The 17,613-nt window shown below is 71.5% G+C and carries 20 protein-coding genes; 14 read left to right on the top strand and 6 right to left on the bottom strand.

Annotated features, from left to right (window positions below):
• Positions 1-228 precede the first annotated feature (228 nt).
• The gene (locus tag ACE3QP_RS18580; RefSeq protein ID WP_374438092.1) at positions 229-699 is read right to left on the bottom strand and encodes a DUF4124 domain-containing protein; all 471 of its coding nucleotides are present in this window, start codon (positions 697-699) and stop codon (positions 229-231) included.
• A gap of 105 nt (positions 700-804) precedes the next feature.
• Entirely contained in the window at positions 805-1,176 is a 372-nt protein-coding gene (locus ACE3QP_RS18575; RefSeq protein ID WP_374438090.1) for a putative zinc-binding protein, read from the bottom strand.
• A gap of 97 nt (positions 1,177-1,273) precedes the next feature.
• On the opposite strand from ACE3QP_RS18575, the gene ACE3QP_RS18570 reads away from it, so the two are divergent.
• Together ACE3QP_RS18570 and ACE3QP_RS18565 are read left to right on the top strand one after the other, a co-directional pair.
• A complete protein-coding gene (locus tag ACE3QP_RS18570; protein WP_374438088.1) occupies positions 1,274-2,872 on the top strand; it encodes a diguanylate cyclase in 1,599 nt (532 codons plus the stop codon).
• Positions 2,869-3,087 (top strand): DUF3820 family protein, encoded by a 219-nt coding sequence (locus ACE3QP_RS18565; protein ID WP_374438086.1) that lies wholly within the window; start codon positions 2,869-2,871, stop codon positions 3,085-3,087. The genes ACE3QP_RS18570 and ACE3QP_RS18565 overlap by 4 nt, the downstream gene beginning before the upstream one ends.
• A gap of 10 nt (positions 3,088-3,097) precedes the next feature.
• On the opposite strand, the gene ACE3QP_RS18560 is transcribed toward ACE3QP_RS18565, so the two are convergent.
• Genes ACE3QP_RS18560 through ACE3QP_RS18550 form a run of 3 tightly spaced genes read right to left on the bottom strand, consistent with a single transcriptional unit; the run spans position 3,098 to position 5,429 of the window.
• Positions 3,098-3,511, bottom strand: a complete 414-nt coding sequence (locus tag ACE3QP_RS18560; protein WP_374438084.1) for a GFA family protein — start codon at positions 3,509-3,511, stop codon at positions 3,098-3,100.
• 26 nt (positions 3,512-3,537) lie between these two features.
• Positions 3,538-3,795, bottom strand: a complete 258-nt coding sequence (locus ACE3QP_RS18555; protein WP_374438082.1) for a TfoX/Sxy family DNA transformation protein — start codon at positions 3,793-3,795, stop codon at positions 3,538-3,540.
• A complete protein-coding gene (locus ACE3QP_RS18550; RefSeq protein ID WP_374438080.1) occupies positions 3,792-5,429 on the bottom strand; it encodes a diguanylate cyclase in 1,638 nt (545 codons plus the stop codon). The genes ACE3QP_RS18555 and ACE3QP_RS18550 overlap by 4 nt, the downstream gene beginning before the upstream one ends.
• 136 nt (positions 5,430-5,565) lie before the next feature.
• On the opposite strand from ACE3QP_RS18550, the gene ccmA reads away from it, so the two are divergent.
• The 12 genes from ccmA to ACE3QP_RS18490 all read left to right on the top strand — a co-directional run bounded on the left by ccmA (position 5,566) and on the right by ACE3QP_RS18490 (position 16,381).
• Positions 5,566-6,177, top strand: a complete 612-nt coding sequence (gene ccmA, locus ACE3QP_RS18545) for a heme ABC exporter ATP-binding protein CcmA (RefSeq protein ID WP_374438078.1) — start codon at positions 5,566-5,568, stop codon at positions 6,175-6,177.
• Entirely contained in the window at positions 6,174-6,842 is a 669-nt protein-coding gene (ccmB, locus tag ACE3QP_RS18540; RefSeq protein WP_374438076.1) for a heme exporter protein CcmB, read from the top strand. Before ccmA ends, ccmB begins: the two co-directional genes overlap by 4 nt.
• A gap of 4 nt (positions 6,843-6,846) precedes the next feature.
• Positions 6,847-7,584, top strand: a complete 738-nt coding sequence (gene ccmC, locus ACE3QP_RS18535; RefSeq protein WP_374438074.1) for a heme ABC transporter permease CcmC — start codon at positions 6,847-6,849, stop codon at positions 7,582-7,584.
• Positions 7,581-7,742: a heme exporter protein CcmD gene (gene ccmD / locus ACE3QP_RS18530; RefSeq protein WP_374438072.1), complete on the top strand. Its 162-nt coding sequence runs from the start codon at positions 7,581-7,583 to the stop codon at positions 7,740-7,742. The genes ccmC and ccmD overlap by 4 nt, the downstream gene beginning before the upstream one ends.
• A 563-nt stretch (positions 7,743-8,305) precedes the next feature.
• Positions 8,306-8,776, top strand: coding sequence for a cytochrome c maturation protein CcmE (gene ccmE / locus ACE3QP_RS18525; protein ID WP_374438071.1), 471 nt, complete (start codon positions 8,306-8,308; stop codon positions 8,774-8,776).
• A complete protein-coding gene (locus tag ACE3QP_RS18520) occupies positions 8,773-10,803 on the top strand; it encodes a heme lyase CcmF/NrfE family subunit (RefSeq protein ID WP_374438069.1) in 2,031 nt (676 codons plus the stop codon). The genes ccmE and ACE3QP_RS18520 overlap by 4 nt, the downstream gene beginning before the upstream one ends.
• Positions 10,800-11,324: a DsbE family thiol:disulfide interchange protein gene (locus tag ACE3QP_RS18515; RefSeq protein WP_374438068.1), complete on the top strand. Its 525-nt coding sequence runs from the start codon at positions 10,800-10,802 to the stop codon at positions 11,322-11,324. The genes ACE3QP_RS18520 and ACE3QP_RS18515 overlap by 4 nt, the downstream gene beginning before the upstream one ends.
• Entirely contained in the window at positions 11,321-11,734 is a 414-nt protein-coding gene (locus ACE3QP_RS18510; RefSeq protein WP_374438066.1) for a cytochrome c-type biogenesis protein, read from the top strand. Before ACE3QP_RS18515 ends, ACE3QP_RS18510 begins: the two co-directional genes overlap by 4 nt.
• Complete coding sequence (locus ACE3QP_RS18505; protein WP_374438064.1) at positions 11,731-12,399, top strand: tetratricopeptide repeat protein; 669 nt, start codon at positions 11,731-11,733, stop codon at positions 12,397-12,399. Before ACE3QP_RS18510 ends, ACE3QP_RS18505 begins: the two co-directional genes overlap by 4 nt.
• Positions 12,400-12,566: 167 nt before the next feature.
• Entirely contained in the window at positions 12,567-13,481 is a 915-nt protein-coding gene (locus tag ACE3QP_RS18500; protein ID WP_374438063.1) for a hypothetical protein, read from the top strand.
• A 175-nt stretch (positions 13,482-13,656) separates the two neighbouring features.
• Positions 13,657-15,573: an RCC1 domain-containing protein gene (locus tag ACE3QP_RS18495; RefSeq protein WP_374438061.1), complete on the top strand. Its 1,917-nt coding sequence runs from the start codon at positions 13,657-13,659 to the stop codon at positions 15,571-15,573.
• A 46-nt stretch (positions 15,574-15,619) separates the two neighbouring features.
• Complete coding sequence (locus ACE3QP_RS18490) at positions 15,620-16,381, top strand: hypothetical protein (protein WP_374438059.1); 762 nt, start codon at positions 15,620-15,622, stop codon at positions 16,379-16,381.
• Positions 16,382-16,396: 15 nt separating this feature from the next.
• Here the strand turns inward: ACE3QP_RS18490 and ACE3QP_RS18485 are convergent, their stop codons facing one another.
• Positions 16,397-17,557: a diguanylate cyclase gene (locus ACE3QP_RS18485; protein ID WP_374438057.1), complete on the bottom strand. Its 1,161-nt coding sequence runs from the start codon at positions 17,555-17,557 to the stop codon at positions 16,397-16,399.
• Positions 17,558-17,613: the final 56 nt, after the last annotated feature.

The following is a 17,613-nucleotide window of genomic DNA, read 5'->3' as shown; positions in this document are numbered from 1 at the left end:
ACCGGACGGCGCGGCCGGCCCATTTCGTTCAGAACCGATCGCTTGGGCCGGCCGGTTGGGTTGAGGTTTCAGCCCGTGAATCCAGCTCCACCGACACCGTGATCGAGGGTGTCAGTCGAACCTTCGAGAAGCGTGTCGTGAATCCCGCGCTTCTTCCGGGCATGGCGGTAGGGCAAGGCGCTCGTGGCCCCAAAGTCAGGCCTCTGTCCCAGGATCAGGCCACTCCGGCTATTCGCACCCACCGTCACGGTAGGCCTTGCGCTGGCGCCAAAGCTGCCTTTGTGCCTCCTGGCGCGCCAGGCTGGTCGTGGCCTGACGCTCCTGCCGCTCGGCCAGCGGCAGTTCCCTGTCCAGCCGCTGGCAGCGCTGCTGCAACTCGGGGCTCAGGCGCGTACGCCGCCCCGCCTGATCCAATTGCCGCGCATCCAGGCCGGTCAGCGGGCGCACAGCCTCGGCAAAGGCCTCGCGGCTGTGTTCGCGCTGCACATCGGCGCCGACTTGCACCCGCCCGCTGGACTTATTGAGTCCGCGCGTGGGTTGCAGCTCAAGCTTCTCAGCGCCCAGGCAGGGCGAATCGGAATACACGATCTTGCCGTCCAACTCGCAGCGGTAGGCCGTGCGCGAGGGGGGCGGCAGGCCCTGCGCCAGCGCAGTGGCACTCCACAACAAAGTGGCCACAAGGACGAGCATGGAGTTCATGACTTGAGAGCTGGATCGGAGTGAGGTCACTCATTCCACCAGAACGCCAGAGGCGCGCGACGACGCTGCGCTCATCCTTCCGCAGGACGCGATTCGTACCCATGCTCAGGTGCTGAGCAGCTCCCGGCAATGCGTCAGCAGTTCGATCGCCTGCTCGGGCTCAAACTCCCCATGCTGCACCTTGCGCACGCCCAGCTCGTGCAGGCGCACTTGCAGCGTGGGTGCCAGCCCATGGCGCGCCAGGCTGTGGCGCACGCATTCCAGTGCGCAACCGTCGATGGCCAGCACCGTGCGGCCGCTCTCTGCGGCACGCTGGGCCAGCCGCACCAGCGGCTTCACATCGCCGCCCAGGCCGGCGATGCAGGACATCTCGGCCAGGCCTTCGCGGTCCAGGCGCACGGCCAGGTGGTTGGCCAGCTGGGCGGCGCTGGAGCAGCCCGAGCAGGAGTAGACGAGGGGCAGCGTGTCCTTTTCCATCGGGCACGAGCATGAACCCGCGGCGTCCGGCGAGCCTTGAAGCGCATCAAGCGCAGGGCCTTCTGCCATCATGAAAGGCCTCGCCCCTGCCCTGCCGATGCCCCGTTCCGACCCCGTCCTCCCTCAAGCCCGGGAGCACGCCCGCCTGGCGCAATTCGAGCAGGCGCGTCAGACCCTGCAGCAGGGTCTGACGCAGGCCGATCCGGTGCGGGCCGCGGCCTACCGGCAGGCGCTGAACTTCGTGAACTGGGGCGCCGCCGTGCAGGGCGGGCGCAACGCCGAAGGACTCAGCGCGGCCGTCGAGGCGCTGGAGCGCCTGGAGGCCGTCGGCTGGGGCGAGCAGCTGCACTGGTGCTTTGGCGCGCTCGGCTTTTCCCTCGCCCTGGCGGGCGACCTGGAGGCGGCGCTGCGCTACATCGAGCGGGGTCTGGCGGATGCGCGCCGCCAAGGCGACGACAAGGCCTACCGGGCGCGCCTGGGCAACAAGGGCGCCGCCTTGGCGGTGGCCGGCCAGCGCCAGCTGGCCATCCAGGTCTACGAGCAGGCGCTGGCCCAGAGCCCGGAAGGCCCCGAGGGCCTGAATGAGCGCTTCCAGTTGCACAACAACATCGCCTACTGCCAGCTGCTGCTCGCGCGGCGCGCCGAGCCCGCCGTGCGGAGCGAACTGGCCGGCGCGGCCCTAATGCATACGGAGGCCGCTCTGCCCCTGCTGCAAGCCCTGGAGGCCCTGAAAGCCCAGCCCCCCTGGCGCCGTGCCTGGGTGCTCAGTCACCACGGCGCGGCGCTCACCCTGCTGGGCCGCTTGGCCGAAGCCGAGGCTGTGCTGCGCGAGGCTCAGCCGCTGGCGCTGGGGCACCAGCGCGTGGCCCTGACCCTGGCGGTGCATTTGGCCCAGCTCCTGTGCGCCGATGGGCGCCACAACGAAGCGCGCGTGCAACTGCAGGGCGCCCTCCAGCTCGACGTCGAAGCCCTGCTCGACCCCAGCGTCGATGAACTGCAGGAATGCTTCATGCGCCTGGAGATCCAGTGCGGCCAGTCCGATGCCGCCCTGCATTGGGCGGCACTGCGCATGGCGCGCCTGGAGGCACGCCACCAGCGCCAGCTCGAAACCGTGCGCCGGCATCTTGAGCTGTTCCAGCGCATCGATCAGGAACGCCAGCTGGAGCGCGAACGCAACCAGCAGCAGTTGCGCTTCTGGCAGGACGAAGCGCTGCGCGACCCGCTGTGCGGCACCCTGAATCGCCGCGGGCTGCAGGCCGCCGCCCAGGCCCTGCTGCAGCCCGATAGCGCCGTGGCCGTGCTGATGCTGGATCTGGACCACTTCAAGCGCATCAATGACAGCTTCGGCCATGCGCTCGGCGACGAGGTGCTGCGCCGCGCGACCGAGCGTATGCAGGGCGTCATCCGCGAGGGCGATGTGCTGGCCCGGCTGGGCGGCGAGGAGTTCTGCGTGCTGCTGCCGCACTGCCAGCCGGAGCAGGCCCTGCGCATCGCCGACAAGCTGCGCCTGCAGATCGAACGCACCGCCTGGGCCGAGCTGGCACCCGCGCTGCAGGTCACGGTGTCGGCCGGCGTCAGCGCCGGCTCGGGCGCGGACCCACTGGACGCGCTGATCGAAGCCGCCGACCAGGGGCTGTACGCGGCCAAGGCGGCCGGCCGCAACCGGGTGGCCAGCGTGGGAGCCGGTGCCCCATGAACCCCGACGACCTGCTCAAACTCGTCACCCAGACCATGCCCTTCGGCAAGCACCAGGGCATGGTGCTGGCCGATCTCCCAAGCAACTACCTGGCCTGGTTCGCCCGCGAAGGCTTTCCCAAGGGCGAGCTGGGGCGGCTGCTGGCGCTGATGCACACGATCGACATCAACGGGCTCAAGGATCTGCTGCGGCCGCTGCGTGACGGGCGGCGTTGAGGCTGGTGCCTCAGGGGGGCGGGCTGCGCAGGCCCTCGACATGCCGCTCGGCCCCGTCCTCGGGCAGCATCTCCCAAGCCGCCTTGGAACCGACGAACAGGTGATGCCGCACGCGCAGGCCCTCAGCGCCCGCGCTGATCGTTCCCGCCGGCACGAACAGCGTGTTGGCATCGTTCTCGCCCGGCACCCGCGCGCCGCAATGGCGGCAGAACCAGGTGTGCCAGTCAGCCCCCGGCTTGCTCCACTGCGCAATCGCCTCCTGGCCCTGCAGCCAGCGCAGGCGCTGCTTGGGCACCACCAGCACGGCGATGCCATTGGCGCCGGTGGCGCGCCGGCAGATCGAGCAGTGGCACACATAGATGCCGCCCGGGTCGCCATCGATCTCGAAGCGGACGGCGCCGCAGTTGCACTCACCTTGCAGCATGGGCTTTCCTTCCTCGGGTAATGGACTCAGCGCGGCGCCAAGCCCATGTCATCCAGGCGCAGCAGGATCTCGGTGCGGCGCTCGCGCTTCACGTCCAGCCAGTGCCGGCCCTCCTGGGCGCCGAGCAGCGCGTAGAGCAGGTTCAGGCTCACGCCGGGGTCCTTGGCCTTGAGGCGGGCGTAGAGCGCGAAGGCATCGGCGGCCTGCAGCTGGGCCGGGGTTTCGATGCCGATGTCGCCCAGCCAGGCGCGGCTCTTGGGGCCGAGGTTGAGCCAGTCCTTCATGGCCTGGGTTCCGACCCCACCACCCGATCCCGCCCCGCCCGCTTGGCCGCATACAGGCGCGCGTCGGCGCGTGCATAGAGCGCGGCGGGCAGGTCGGGGGCGGCGGCCATCTCGGCGCGGCCGGCCAGGCCGATGGACACGGTGATGCGCAGCTCGGGGTGCAGGGCGGCCCAGTCCTGGCGGCGCAGGCGCTCGCACAGGGCCTCGCAGGCTTGCAGGGCGCGTTCGCGGTCGCCGTGCAGGAAGAGCAGGCCGAACTCCTCGCCGCCCAGGCGCAGGGCGAGGTCGGCGCGGGCCTCGCGCAGCGGCTGGGCCAGGGCCTGCAGCACCGCGTCGCCCAGAGCATGGCCGAAGCGGTCGTTGACCTGCTTGAAGTGGTCGACGTCGATCAGGGCCAGCTGCAGGCCGGGGCTGCGCGGCCACTCCAGCGCCAGGCGTTCGTCGAACTGGCGGCGGTTGGGCAGGCCGGTCAGGGCGTCGGTGCGGCTTTCCTCGGCCAGGCGGGCCAGCAGGCGGGTTTTCTCGCGGTCGGCGGCCTGCAGGCGCTCGTGCAGGCTGCGCAGCTCGGCGTGGGCGCGCTCCAGCTCCAGGCGGCGCAGGCGCTGCTGGTCGGCGTCGGTCTGCGCGGCCAGCAGTTCGGCCTGCACCTGCAGGGCGCGGCGGCGGCGGTCGGAGTCCTCGTTGAACTGGGCGCGCTCGGCCTCGTGCGCGGCCTCCAAATGCGCCAGGGCCTCCTGGTGGCGGCCGGCACGCTTGTGCAGCTGGCTGAGCTGCCAGTGCGCGCGCTGCAGGGTCAGGCGGTCGCCGGTTTGGGCGCACAGGGCCAGGGCGCGCTCGAACTGGGCGGCGGCGCGCTCCTGCTCGCCGCATTCCAGCAGCACCAGGCCCAGGCCGATGCGCGCGGTGGTCTCGCCGGCCGGGTGGCTGCGGCCGGCGTGTTCCGCGGCGGCCTGCTCGCCCACGGCGCGCGCCTCGTTCAGGCGGCCCAGCTGGGCCAGGGGCTCGGCCAGATTGGTGCGCAGAAGGGCGGCGGAATCGTGCAGGCCATGGGCCTCGGCCAGCGCCAGGGCCTGCTCGAACTGGGCCAGGGCCTCGGCCGGCCGACCCAGGTTCTTGAGGTTGATGCCCATGTTGTTGCGCACCGCCAGCTGCATGCGCGGCAGGCCCAGGGCCTCGAAGCCTTCAAGCGCCTGAGCGTAGAGGGCCAGGCCCTGCTCGGCGTCGCCACCGCGCGAGATCGCCACGCCGCAGGAGAGCAAGGCCTCCGCCTGCGCCTGCGGGTCCTGGGCCTGGCGGGCCAGATCGAGCGCATGGCGCGCCCATTCGAGCGAGTCGTCGTGCAGGCCGGTGTGGGCGTAGGCAATAGCCAAGGTGCGCGCCAGGTCGAAACGCAGGCGGGCCGGGGCGGCCGCGCTGGCGCGCTGCGCGGCCAGCAGGCGCTGCAGCCCGGTCAGCTCACCGTGGCAGACCTCGGCCAGGCCACGCACGCGCGCCAGTTGCAGCGCGGCGGCCTGCTGCTCGGCCGCGGGCAGGGTGGCTTCCAGGGTCTGCAGCTCGGCCAGGGTGTCGGCCGGGCGCACCAGGGCCTGGCCGGCCAGGCGGGTGAGGTCGGATTCGAGGGCGGGGCTCAGCATGGGCGGCATCATCCGTGGTCTTGTTCCAGGTCAAAGCCGCCCGCTTTGCACAGGGCCGAACTAGGGCAATCCCCAGGCCGGGTTGACCCAGTTCAATCACGCCCCGGGGCCTGCCATCGCACACTGCGGCCCGAGCATGGAGACCAACGCCCCCACCCCCGAGCTGCTGCGCACCGACGCCCTGGTGTGCGCACGCGCCGAGCGCGCGCTGTTTGCGCCGCTGGGCCTGGCCTTGCGGGCCGGCGAGGCGGTGTGGCTGCGCGGCGCCAATGGCAGCGGCAAGACCACCCTGCTGCGCACCCTGGCCGGCCTGGGCCAACCCTTTGCGGGCAGCTTCCACTGCCCGCGCCCGCCGCGCTACCTGGGCCATGCCAACGGCCTGAAGGACGAGCTGACGGTGGCCGAGAACCTGCGCCTGGCCGCGGCACTGCAAGGCCAGCCCTGCGGCGCCGCCGAACTCAAAGCCGCGCTGCAGGCCCTGGGCCTGGGCGGCCTGGCGCGCCGACCGGCCCGCCAGCTCAGCCAGGGCCAGCGCCGCCGCACGGCCCTGGCCCGCCTGGCCCTGCCCTCGGCCCCGGCGTTGTGGCTGCTGGACGAACCCTTCGACGCGTTGGACCAGGAAGGCCTGGCCACCTTGCGCGGCCTGCTGCAGAGCCTGCTGACCGCGGGCAGCGCGCTGCTCTTCACCAGCCACCAGGAACTGCCCGGGCTGGCCACGCGCGACGTGCAGCTGGAAGCGGCGCCATGAGTGCCTTCTTCTGGCTGATCCTGCGGCGCGAACTGCGCCTGGCGCTGCGCCGGCCGCTCGAGGCCCTGCTGCCGGTGGTGTTCTTCGTCGTCGCCGCCAGCCTCTTTCCGCTCGGCATCGGACCGGAGCCCGCAACCCTGCGCCACATCGCCCCGGGCGTGTTGTGGGTGGGCGCCCTGCTGGCCACCCTGCTCTCGCTGAACCTGCTGTGGGGGGCAGACTGGCAGGACGGCAGCCTGGACCAGTTGCTGCTGGCCGGCCAGCCGGCCTGGCTGCTGGCCCTGGCCAAGGCCGCCGGCCATTGGCTCACGCACGGCCTGCCCCTGCTGCTGGCCGCGCCCCTGCTGGGCCTGATGTTCGGCCTGCCCGCCGCGCCCCTGGGCCTGCTGTGGCTGGGCCTGCTGCTGGGCACGCCGGTGCTCAGCCTGCTCGGTGCCTTTGGCGCCGCGCTGACCCTCGGCCTGCGCGCCGGGGGCCTGCTGAACTTGCTGATCGTGCTGCCCCTGGCCATGCCGGCGCTGATCTTCGGCAGCGGCGCCGTGGGCGCTTTTGAAGCCGGCCTGCCGGTGGGCGGCCATTACTCGCTGCTCGGCGCGCTGCTGCTGGCCACCCTGTTGGGCGCGCCGCCGGCCACCGGCGCGGCCTTGCGCATTGCCGTCGCTTGAACGTATGACTCGCTTCTACACCTTCGCCGCCCCGGTGCGCTTCTACGCGCTCACCGGCGCCCTGCTGCCCTGGCTGTGGCTTGCGGCCGCGCTGCTGGGTGCGGCCGGGCTGTACATGGGCTTCTTCGTCGCCCCCACGGACGCCACGCAGGGCGAGGCCTACCGCATCATCTTCATCCACGTGCCCGCGGCCTGGCTGTCGATGCTGCTCTACCTGGCCATGGCCTTCTGGGCGGCCATCGGCTGGGCCTTCAAGGCGCGCATGGCCTCGATGCTGGCGCGTGCCATCGCGCCCACCGGCGCGCTGTTCACCTTGCTCGCGCTGGTCACCGGCGCGCTCTGGGGCCAGCCGACCTGGGGCACCTGGTGGGTGTGGGACGCGCGCCTGACCTCCGAGCTGATCCTGCTCTTCCTGTTCCTGGGCTACATCGCACTCGTCAACGCCATCGAGGACCCGCAGCGGGCCGACCCGGCCGGCGCCCTCTTGGCCCTGGTGGGTGCGGTGAACGTGCCCATCATTTACTTCTCGGTGCGCTGGTGGAACACCCTGCACCAGGGCGCCACCATCAGCCTGACGGCCGCGCCCAAGATGGCCGAGACCATGCTGCAGGCCATGCTGCTCACCACGCTGGCCTGCTGGGCCTATGCGTTTGCGGTGGTGTTCATGCGGGCGCGGGCGATCGTGTTGGAGCGGGAGCGGGATGCCGGTTGGGTGGCTGCCTTGCGCGGGAGTGCGTCATGAACTGGGGTTCGGTGTCGGAGTTCTTTGCGATGGGTGGGTATGGGCTCTATGTTTGGGGCTCGTATGGGATGGCTTTGCTGGTGTTTGTTGTTGAACCTTTGTTTGCGCGGGCGCGGCATCGGCGGGCTTTGGTGGGGGATGAGGAGCTGGGCGAATGACTGCGCGTTGTTCGTTGCAGCCCGCAGGGGTCTTCAACCCCTGCACCCCGACCCGCATTTCTTTGCTGCGCCAAAGAAACGCGGGGCAAAGAAAGGCGCCAACCCACACAGTCGCCCTAGGGGCGAACTGTGATGGCGGTACTTGGGCTCACACTGACACGAGCCCTCATCTGACTTCCATGGGCAGGACAACGAAGGCGCCCGGAGTACCGGTCGTCCCGGGCACCGCAGACCATCACCCTCGGCGCTCCGAAGAACAGAACCCCAACCAGCGCAATACCTGCAAGGACGCTCGTTGGGGGTCCATTCATCGCAGAGAGCCCGCGATGGTCTGCAGTGGTCTAGTCGGCCGGTACTCCGGCCAGCTTAGCGGGCAGGTTTTCGCAGTCCCAGGAGGGCTGTGGGAGCCATGTGAACCAGCCGTGCAGTCGCGCGCCGCCCTAGGCGGCGTGCGTGCATTCAAGCGCCTTTCTTTGCCCCGCGTTTCTTTGGCAAGACAAAGAAATGCGGGTCGGGGTTCGGGGGTGAAGCCCCCGAGGGCTCTCACGCAGTAGGAACGAAACATGAGCAACACCCTAAAGCCCCGCCACCGCCGCCTCGCCCTCATCGGCCTGATCGCCCTGGCCATCGCCGCCATCACCGCACTGGTCCTGAACGCCTTCCAAAGCAATCTGGTGTTCTTCTACTCACCCACCCAGGTCGCCGCAAATGAAGCCCCGAAAGGACGAAGCTTCCGCCTCGGCGGCCTCGTCGAACCCGGCAGCGTGCAACGCCAGGGCGTGCAGGTGAGCTTCAAGGTCACCGACAACATGCACCAGATCCCCGTGCGCTTTGAAGGCGTGCTGCCCGACCTCTTCAAGGAGGGCAAGGGCGTCGTCGCGCAGGGCCAGCTCGGGGCCGATGGCCAGTTCACCGCGCGCGAGGTGCTGGCCAAGCACGACGAGAACTACATGCCGCCCGAGGCGGCCGATGCGCTGCACCAGGCCGAGCAGGCGCGCGAGCGCGCGCAGCGCAGCATGGGAGCGCCCAAGTGATCCCCGAGCTCGGCCATTTCGCCCTCTGGTTCGGCCTGGGCCTGGCCGCCCTGCTGGCCGTGCTGCCACCGCTCGGCGCCCAGCGCGACCGTGCCGACTGGATGGCGCTGGCCACCCCGCTCAGCCGCGGCCTGGCGCTGGCCGTGCTGCTGGCCTATCTGTGCCTGAGCTGGGCTTTCGTGCAGCACGACTTCTCGGTCGCCTACGTGGCGCAGCACAGCAATTCCGAGCTGCCGCTGCCTTACCGCCTGGCCGCCGTGTGGGGCGGGCACGAGGGCTCGTTGCTGCTCTGGGCGCTGCTGCTGGTGGGCTGGATGACGGCCCTGCGGCGCAAGGCCGGCAACCTGCCGCCGGCGCTGATGGCGCGCGTGCTCGGCGTGATGGGCGCGCTGGCCTTCGGCTTCCTGCTCTTCATGCTCAGCACCTCCAACCCCTTCGAACGCCTGCTGCCCGGGCCCGAGGAGGGCGCCGACCTCAACCCCCTGCTGCAAGACCCCGGCATGGTGCTGCACCCGCCCATGCTCTACATGGGTTACGTGGGCTTTGCGGTGGCCTTTGCCTTCGCCATTGCCGCGCTGCTGGCGCCCGAGGACGACCTGCAGCGCTGGTTGCGCTGGGCCCGGCCCTGGACGGCCGCCGCCTGGGCCAGCCTGACGGTGGGCATCGCCCTGGGCAGCTGGTGGGCGTACTACGAACTGGGCTGGGGCGGCTGGTGGTTCTGGGACCCGGTGGAGAACGCCAGCTTCATGCCCTGGCTGGCCGGCACCGCGCTGCTGCACTCGCTGGCGGTGACGGAGAAGCGCGGCGCCTTCCGCAGCTGGACCCTGCTGCTCGCCATCCTGGCCTTCTCGCTCTCGCTGCTCGGCACCTTCCTGGTCCGCTCGGGTGTGCTCTCTTCGGTGCACGCCTTTGCCACCGACCCCAAGCGCGGCCTCTTCATCCTCGGCTTCCTGGTGGTGGTGGTGGGCGGCTCGCTCAGCCTCTTTGCCGCGCGCGCCGCGCGCATGGGCCTGGGCGCGCGCTTCGGCCTGCTGAGCCGCGAGACCACCTTGCTGGGCAACAACGTGATGCTGCTGGCCACCTGTGGCGCCGTGCTGCTGGGCACGCTCTACCCGCTGGCGCTCGATGCCCTGGCCGGGCAGAAGATCTCGGTCGGCCCGCCTTACTTTGAATCGGTGTTCGTGCCGCTGATGGTGCCGGTCATCGTGCTGATGGGCGTGGGCCCGCTGCTGCGCTGGAAGCAGGACGAAGGGCCCGCGCTGGCACGTCGCCTGCGCGGGGCCGCGCTGCTGGCCGCCGTGGCCGCCGGCGCCTTCGGCTGGGCCGTGGGCGGTGGCCCGCTCAGCGCCGCGGCCTGGTTCGGCCTGGCGCTGGCGGGCTGGGTGCTGGCCTGCTGCGCCGCCGATCTGGCCGAGCGCCTGTGGCCTCGGAACGGCCAGGGCTTTATCGCGCGCTGGCAGGCGCTGCCGCGTTCGGTGCTGGCCATGCAGCTCGCCCATGCGGGCGTGGGCGTGTTCATCGTCGGCGTCACCCTCGTCAACAGCCTGCAGGTGGAACGCGACGTGCCGCTGGCGCCCGGCCAGGGCGTGGAGGTGGCAGGCTTCCGCTTCCAGCTGGAGCGCCTGCAGCGCGTCGAAGGGCCGAACTACGGCGGCGTGCAGGGCCTGGTGCGCGTCAGCCGCGACGGCGAATTCGTGGCCGAGCTGCGGCCGGAAAAGCGCGTCTACCGCAGCTCCGAGATGCCGATGACCGAGGCCGCCATCCGCGCCGGGTTGCTGCGCGATTTGTATGTGTCGCTCGGCGAACCTATTCAAGATGCTTCGGGCAGCAACGCCTGGATCGTGCGCGTCTACGTCAAGCCCTTCATCGACTGGATCTGGGGCGGCGCCCTGCTGATGGCCGCCGGCGGCCTGCTGGCTTGGCGTGACCGCCGCTACCGCTTGACGACCCGCGTGGCGCAGGCCCCCGCCGTGCCCTCGCCGCCCGAGCCCGTTCCGGAGCGGCCGCTGGAAGGCGCCACGCCATGAAGCTCAAGACCCTGCTGCCCCTGCTCGCCTTCGGCCTGCTGGCCCTGCTGCTGGCGCGCGGCCTGCAGCTGAACCCGCGCGAGATCCCCTCGCCCCTGATCGACAAGCCCGCGCCCGCCTTCGAGCTGGCCGCGTTGCACGAAGGTAAGCCCGCGCTGAAGAGCGCGGATCTGCAAGGACGCGTGAGCCTGCTCAACGTGTGGGCCAGCTGGTGCACACCCTGCCAGCAGGAACACCCGCTGCTGGTCGACTTCGCCAAGCGCCAGCCCGGCGTGCAGCTGATCGGCCTGAACTACAAGGACCAGCGCGAGGCCGCGCAAACCTGGCTGCGCCGCCTGGGCGACCCGTACCACGCCATCGGCTTCGACGAGCGTGGCCAGCTCGGCATCGAGTTCGGCGTCTACGGTGTGCCCGAGACCTTCGTCATCGACCGTCAGGGCCGCATCCGCTTCAAGCATGTCGGCCCGCTGACGGCCGAGCTGATGCGCGAGCGCATCGAACCCCTGCTCAAGCAGCTATGAAAGCCCTGCTCCTCACCTTGCTGTTGCTGGCCGGCGCGGCCCGGGCGGACGACGCCCAGCTTGACGCCCGCACCCATGCGCTGGCCCAGCAGCTGCGCTGCCTGGTGTGCCAGAACCAGACCATCGCCGACTCCCACGCCCCGCTGGCCCTGGACCTGAAGAACCGCGTGCGCGACCAGCTCGCTGCCGGCAAGACCGAGGCCCAGGTGATCGACGACCTGACCGCCAAGTACGGCGACTTCGTGCTCTACAACCCGCCCGTCAAGCCGACGACCTGGTTGCTCTGGGCCGGCCCGGCCCTGCTGGGTCTGGGCGCACTGGCCGGCCTGGCCTGGACGCTGCGCCGCCGCGCCCAGCAACCCGCCGCCGCCTTCGAACCCGACCCCGAGGACGGGGAGGACCTGCGATGAACCGCCCCGAACTCGAAGCCCTGCGCGCCCAAGGCCTGGCGCTGCGCGCCGCCTGCGCCCCGGCCGAGCAACAGGCCGAGCTGGAGCGCCGCATCGTCGAGCTGGTGCTGGCACCGGCACCGGCGCGCGCACCCGGCCGCCTGCTCGCCGCCTGCCTGGGCGCCGCCCTGCTGCTGGCCGCCGCCGGCTACGCCTGGAAGGGCAGCCCGGCCTCACTCATCCCCATGCAGGCGCCAGACCGTACCGAGGAAATGGTGCAACGCCTGGCCACGCGCCTGCAGCAGCAGCCGCAGGACCCCGCCGGCTGGGCCATGCTGGGCCGCTCTTACGCCGTGCTCGGCCGCATGGACGAGGCCGTGGCCGCCTACCGCAAGGCGGTGGAACAGGACGGCCGCAATGCGGAGTTGCTGGCGGACTTCGCCGACGTGCGCGCCACGGGCCAGGGCGGCTCGCTGGAAGGCGAGCCCGCCGAGCTGCTGGCGCGGGCGCTGCAGATCAACCCGGATTCGGTGAAAGCCCTGGCCCTGGCCGGCACCCGCGCGCTGCGCGCCGGGGACAAGACGCAGGCGCGGGTGCGCTGGGAGCAGCTGCTGAAGGTGGCGCCGGAGGGGCATCCGCTGCGGGAGATGGCGGAGCGGGGGTTGGGGGAGCTGGGGGCGCCGTAAGAGGCGACCGCACACAGTCGGAAGCACTGAGGCCTCGGCTGACCTCTGCAGACACGCCTGCCTCGCAGCGCAGCTGATCGGTTCGGAAGGTTCGGCGTTGACCCCGCATCCACGCGGCCAGCACCGCAATGGCATCATCATTTCCAGCCCCCCGCTGGAGACCCGCCTTGCGCCGTTCAGGTCACTCCGCTTTTCCTCGCACCCGGTTTCGGCCTTGGCTGGCGTTCGCCCTCACCGCGGCCAGCCTGGGCAGCGCCCAGGCGCAGCCGGAAATCCGCTGGGCGGTGGTGGATTGGCCGCCGGCCTTTGTGCTGACGCCGGACAAGCAGCCCGCGCGCATCGAGGACCTCGGGGATGGTCAGTTCGACCGGCTCTTCCAGGAAATTGCGCAGCGCCTGCCGGAGTTCACGCACCGCCCCCAGCTGGTGAATTCGGCGCGGCTCTGGCATTCCATCGGCGAGGGCCAGACCCTGTGCGCCGGGCCCTTGCGCAAAAGCCCGGAGCGCCTGCAGCTGGCCTACCTCACCCCGGCGGTGCGCTTGGCACCGGTGAGCCTGGTGGTGCGCACGGCCCAGTCCGAAGCGGTGCTGGGCGGCAACGGTCGCGCCTCGATCACTGAGCTGCGCGCCCGCCCGGATCTGCGCGGGCGGCTGGAGGCGGCGCGCAGCTACGGCGCCGCGCTCGACGCCGCGGTGCAGGGCCCCAACCCCTTGCCGCGCGAAACCACCGCACGCGTGGGTCAGACCCTGGAGTTCGTGGCGGCCGGCCGCTACGACTACACGCTGGAGTACGCCTTCGTCGTCGAGCATCTGCGCCGCAGCGGCCGGCTGAAGAGCGAGCTGAGCTCGCTGCCGCTGAAGGAGGCGGGGGACTGGGAGCCGGGCTACATCGTCTGCCCGCGCACCCCCTGGGGGCTGGAGGCCATCACCGCCATCGACCGCGCGATCCGCCAGGCGTCCACCGCGCCGGGCTTTCGCGAGGCCTATCTGCGCTGGCTGCCGTCGTCCGTGCGGCAGGCCCAGCAGGCAGCGATGGACGCGTTCTACGACGCACGCGCCAAGGGCGGGCCGCAGATCGAGTGAAGGCCGGCACGGCCGCGCCTTCACCCTGCTCACAACTGGACACACTCCCGCCCCCGAGACGGAGGGGGTCTGGGCCCGGGTGCAGCGCGGGCCTTGCCTAGCATGCGCGCCCTGCCATTCCCCAGCCGGCACGGCGGGGAGGCCATCCGCACGCCAAGAAGAGGGAGCCCCCACGATGTTCGAACGCACCCATGCCCGGGCCGGGTTGGCACTGGCCGTCAGCCTGGCCCTGAGCGCCTGCGGCGGCGGTGACGAAACCCCCGCCGAGGCCTCGCCCCGCATCCAGAGCAGCGGCCTGAGCCGCAGCGCAGCCGCGGCCGCCGACAGCAGCGTCCCGCCCGCCGAGGCCGCCCGCCAGCTGATGAATTTTGGTGAGCAAATGTTCCCGGCCTGGTTCCCGGGCCACGCCAGCACGCAGACCTTCGGTCCCTATCTGTACCGCTACTACGCGGAGAGCGGCAACTACCTCGCCGTGGCGAATGGCCAGGTGTTCGTGAGCGGCACCAGCTTCGGCCCCGCGCTCCTGGAAGTCGGCCCGATCACGGCGTTCTACAGCCCGGTGCCCGGCGGCAGCGCGAGCGTGACGACACCCAGCACCGGCAAGACGCCCTGGCGCGTGCGCACGCCGGCGCAGTTCGAGCTGCGCGACGGCGCTGGCACCCTGGTGGCCGGCACGCTGAGCTGCAGCAGCGACGCGCCGCAGGCACTGGTGGTGGCGGCGGACTGCTCCTCGCTCACCGGCCAGCGTCTGGGCCTGCACCCGGTCACCGTGAGCAACGGCAGCACCAGCGCCAAGGTGATGGTCAAGGTGATCCCGGTGGCGCAGCCGCTGGGCCAGCAGGGCGCCGCCACCGCCGTGCAGATGGTGGTGACCGTGGACGGCCGCGTGCTGGCCTGGGGCAGCAATGCCGATGGCGAGCTGGGGCAGGGCAAGTCGCCAGGCGAGCTGCCGGCCCTGGGCCTGCCCACGCCGGTCAAGAGCCCGGATGGCACGGGCAGCCTGAGCGGCATCGTGGCGGTGTCGGCCGGCGAAGGCGCGGCGCTGGCACTGAGCGAGGACGGCGAGGTCTATTCCTGGGGCGACAACGGCAGCTCCAAGCTGGGCCGCAGCCTGACCCCCGCGAGCGCCAGCTACGCGGCCTTGCCCGGCAAGGTGCAGGGCCCCACGGGCAGTGGCACGCTCAGCCACATCGTGTCGGTCTCCATCGGCGCCAGCAACGCCATCGCTCTGCGCGATGACGGCACCGTCTTCAGCTGGGGCGGCTACGCCGGGCATGACGACTCCGCGAGCGCGCGCAAGGTGCCCGGCATTCCCATCGGTCTGGAAGGCAACGGCCGCTTCGGGCCCGCAGTGGCGATCTCGGCGGGCTGGAGCTGGAACGCCGTCCTGCTGGCCGACGGCCGCGTCGCCACCTGGGGCTACTCCAGCAACAGCGAGGGCAATCTCGGCCGGCCGGGCAGCACGGCACCCTACCTGCCCGGCCTGGTGGTGACGGCCGCCAACGGCACGCCCGTGAGCGACATCGTCGCGCTCTCGGCCGGCTACCAGCACGCGCTGGCCCTGGACAGCAGCGGCCGCGCCTGGGCCTGGGGCAAGGGCTCCTCGGGGCAGTTGGGCGGTGGCGTGAACACCTCCTCGCCCACCTTCGCCAGCCTGGTGAAGGCGCCCGACGGCGGGCCCAGCCTGACCAACGTCGCCATGGTGGCGGCCGGGGGCAACCACAGCCTGGCCTTGGACCAGAGCGGCCGCGTGTACAGCTGGGGCTTCGCCACCAGCGGGCAGTTGGGCGATGGCGCCAACCGCCTGGCCGGCAACGGCCGCAACCTGCCGGCCCCGGTGGTGGATGTGAGCGGCACGCTGAGCCTGGGCTCGGTGGCCGCGCTGGCCGCCGGCTATGACGGCTCGGTCGCGCTGCTGCGCGATGGCAGCGTGCTGGCCTGGGGCAATGGCGCCAAGGGCGCCCTCGGCCAGGGTGCCAGCGCCAACCCCGACTGGCCGGTGCCGCTGCCAGTCAAGAACGAGGCCGGCAGCGCGGCGCTGATGCTCACCCCGGTGTCCTTCTGGACCCTCCTGAACCGGGTGGCGCGCTAAGCGCTCACCCCAGCGCAAAATCGCAGCAATCGTCCCGGAGACCCCCATGGCCAAGCCCGACACCTCCCATCCGCTGTCTCTAGCCTTCACCTGGCCCACGCTGGCCCAGGCCCGTCAGGAGCTGCTGGACGGCTTTGACGGCAACCACGACGGCGCCATCACGCGCGCCGAGATCGTGGCGGTGGCCGACCCGAGCGGCCAGCATGCGGACGCCCTGAACCCGGTGGTGCAGAAGCTGGTGGACCTGATGGACACCAACCGGGATGCCCGCGTGGTGGGCAGCGAGCTGGACACCGCCCTGCTGCGCCTGGATGTGAACCGCGATGGGCAGCTGAGCCCGGCGGACTTGGCCGGCCTGCATGCCGACGCCGGCCTCGCCCCGGTGCTGGCCGCGCTGATGCAAAGCCGGATGCCGAGCCCGCTGCCGCACCCGCCGCTGCCCCCGGCCCGCCAGGCCCCCACCGTGACGCAGGTGGTGGATGCGCTGCTCACGCGCTTTGACGGCAACCAGGACGCCTCGATCACCCTGGCCGAACTGCTGAAGGTGCTGGACCCCAAGGGCCAGCACAGCAAGCTGGAGGCCGCGATGAACGACCTCGTGACGGCAGTGGACACCGACCACAACGGCAGCATGAGCCGCGCCGAGATGCAGGCCGCCGTGGCCTCGCTCGACCGCAACCAGGACGGCCAGCTCGACCACGACGACCATGTGCCCGGCCCGCCGTCCGACGAGGCCGTCGACCTGATCGGCGTGCTGCTGCCGCAACTGCGCGATTTCGACATCGGCACGCTCGGCCACTTCGGCTGAGCCGCTGAACGACTCTCAGTCCGCCGCGCCCGCCAGCTCGGCGGACCACCGCACCGCCGCATTGCGGCCGCGCCGCTTGGCCGCATACAGGGCCTGATCCGCGCGCCGCAGCAGGGCCTCGCGGTCCGTGTCATCGGGCTGCGATTCGCTGAGCCCGAAGCTCGCCGTCAGCGTGATGGGTGTGCCGGCGGCGCCGCGGAGCTCCAGCGCCGCCACGGCCGCACGCAGGCGCTCGGCCAGGCGCTGCCCTTCCTGCGCCACCTGCGCCTGCGGCATCAGCACCAGGAACTCTTCGCCACCCAGGCGGCTGAGCTGGTCGGTCTCGCGCACTTGCGCCTGCAGGGCCTGGGCCACGGCCTGCAGCGCGCGGTCGCCGATGGCGTGGCCGTGCAGGTCGTTGATGCGCTTGAAGTGGTCCACGTCCACGGCGATGGCCACCAGCGGCCTGCCGTAGCGGCGCGCGCGCTCCCACTCCAGGTGCAGGCGCTCCTGCATGGCGCGACGGTTGGCCACGCCGGTCAGCGCGTCGCGGCTGGCCTGCTCGCGCAGACGGTTCAGCAGGCGCAGCGCCACCAGGAAGATGAACAGGAAGTTGAAGGTGCCTGCGCTGACCAGGGCCACCGCCCAGGTGGCGGTGGGCACCGCCTGCGCGCCGGTGATGTCGAGCGGCAGCTGCAGCAGGCCCCAGCCGACAAAGAACAGGTTCAGCGCCAGCTGGGCCAGCACCGGCAGGGTGGCGATCCAGGCCATGCGGCGGCCGAACTCGGCCAGAAAGGCTGGGCGCGCCTGCATGAACACGGCGCCCAGCAGCAGCGCATTGAAGAAGGCCATCGCACCCACGCGCGTCGACGTGGCCGCCGGCCCGACGAGCAGCAGCACGCCCAGGGCCAGCAGCGGCAGGCCGAACCAGAGCGCATCGGGCGGGCGCAGGCGCAGGAACACCAGCACGCCGCGGCCGGCAAAGGCCAGGCTGAACACGGTGGCCACATTGCTGCCGGTATGCGTCAGCCACACCGGCCCCTCGGGGCGCCAGGCCACCAGCGCTGCCTGCAGCGCCGCCAGCAGGGCAAAGCCCAGCCAGTGCAGCAGGGCCGGGCGTTCTTCCTTGTGCACGGCACAGCCCAGGCCCCACACCAGGGCGTACAGGATGAGCTGCAGGCTGGTGAGAAGGCTCATGGCGCGGCAGTATGCCGGCCGACCCGGGCGCGCTAGGCTGGCCCTCCACGCTTCTG

The organism is Inhella sp. (assembly GCF_041912635.1).
Taxonomy (GTDB): Bacteria; Pseudomonadota; Gammaproteobacteria; order Burkholderiales; family Burkholderiaceae_C; genus Inhella.
Note: the sequence above shows the minus strand (reverse complement) of the source record. Positions and strands in the feature narration are given on the sequence as shown.

Coding starts and splice junctions, on each gene's coding strand:
- ACE3QP_RS18485 (WP_374438057.1), bottom strand. CDS start 17,557: ATGAGCCTTCTCACCAGCCTGCAGCTCATCCTGTACGCCCTGGTGTGG.
- ACE3QP_RS18510 (WP_374438066.1), top strand. CDS start 11,321: ATGAAAGCCCTGCTCCTCACCTTGCTGTTGCTGGCCGGCGCGGCCCGG.
- ACE3QP_RS18560 (WP_374438084.1), bottom strand. CDS start 3,511: ATGCTGCAAGGTGAGTGCAACTGCGGCGCCGTCCGCTTCGAGATCGAT.
- ACE3QP_RS18565 (WP_374438086.1), top strand. CDS start 2,869: ATGAACCCCGACGACCTGCTCAAACTCGTCACCCAGACCATGCCCTTC.
- ACE3QP_RS18490 (WP_374438059.1), top strand. CDS start 15,620: ATGGCCAAGCCCGACACCTCCCATCCGCTGTCTCTAGCCTTCACCTGG.
- ACE3QP_RS18505 (WP_374438064.1), top strand. CDS start 11,731: ATGAACCGCCCCGAACTCGAAGCCCTGCGCGCCCAAGGCCTGGCGCTG.
- ACE3QP_RS18495 (WP_374438061.1), top strand. CDS start 13,657: ATGTTCGAACGCACCCATGCCCGGGCCGGGTTGGCACTGGCCGTCAGC.
- ccmE (WP_374438071.1), top strand. CDS start 8,306: ATGAGCAACACCCTAAAGCCCCGCCACCGCCGCCTCGCCCTCATCGGC.
- ccmD (WP_374438072.1), top strand. CDS start 7,581: ATGAACTGGGGTTCGGTGTCGGAGTTCTTTGCGATGGGTGGGTATGGG.
- ACE3QP_RS18570 (WP_374438088.1), top strand. CDS start 1,274: ATGCCCCGTTCCGACCCCGTCCTCCCTCAAGCCCGGGAGCACGCCCGC.
- ACE3QP_RS18580 (WP_374438092.1), bottom strand. CDS start 699: ATGAACTCCATGCTCGTCCTTGTGGCCACTTTGTTGTGGAGTGCCACT.
- ACE3QP_RS18550 (WP_374438080.1), bottom strand. CDS start 5,429: ATGCTGAGCCCCGCCCTCGAATCCGACCTCACCCGCCTGGCCGGCCAG.
- ACE3QP_RS18515 (WP_374438068.1), top strand. CDS start 10,800: ATGAAGCTCAAGACCCTGCTGCCCCTGCTCGCCTTCGGCCTGCTGGCC.
- ACE3QP_RS18555 (WP_374438082.1), bottom strand. CDS start 3,795: ATGAAGGACTGGCTCAACCTCGGCCCCAAGAGCCGCGCCTGGCTGGGC.
- ACE3QP_RS18575 (WP_374438090.1), bottom strand. CDS start 1,176: ATGGAAAAGGACACGCTGCCCCTCGTCTACTCCTGCTCGGGCTGCTCC.
- ccmB (WP_374438076.1), top strand. CDS start 6,174: ATGAGTGCCTTCTTCTGGCTGATCCTGCGGCGCGAACTGCGCCTGGCG.
- ccmA (WP_374438078.1), top strand. CDS start 5,566: ATGGAGACCAACGCCCCCACCCCCGAGCTGCTGCGCACCGACGCCCTG.
- ccmC (WP_374438074.1), top strand. CDS start 6,847: ATGACTCGCTTCTACACCTTCGCCGCCCCGGTGCGCTTCTACGCGCTC.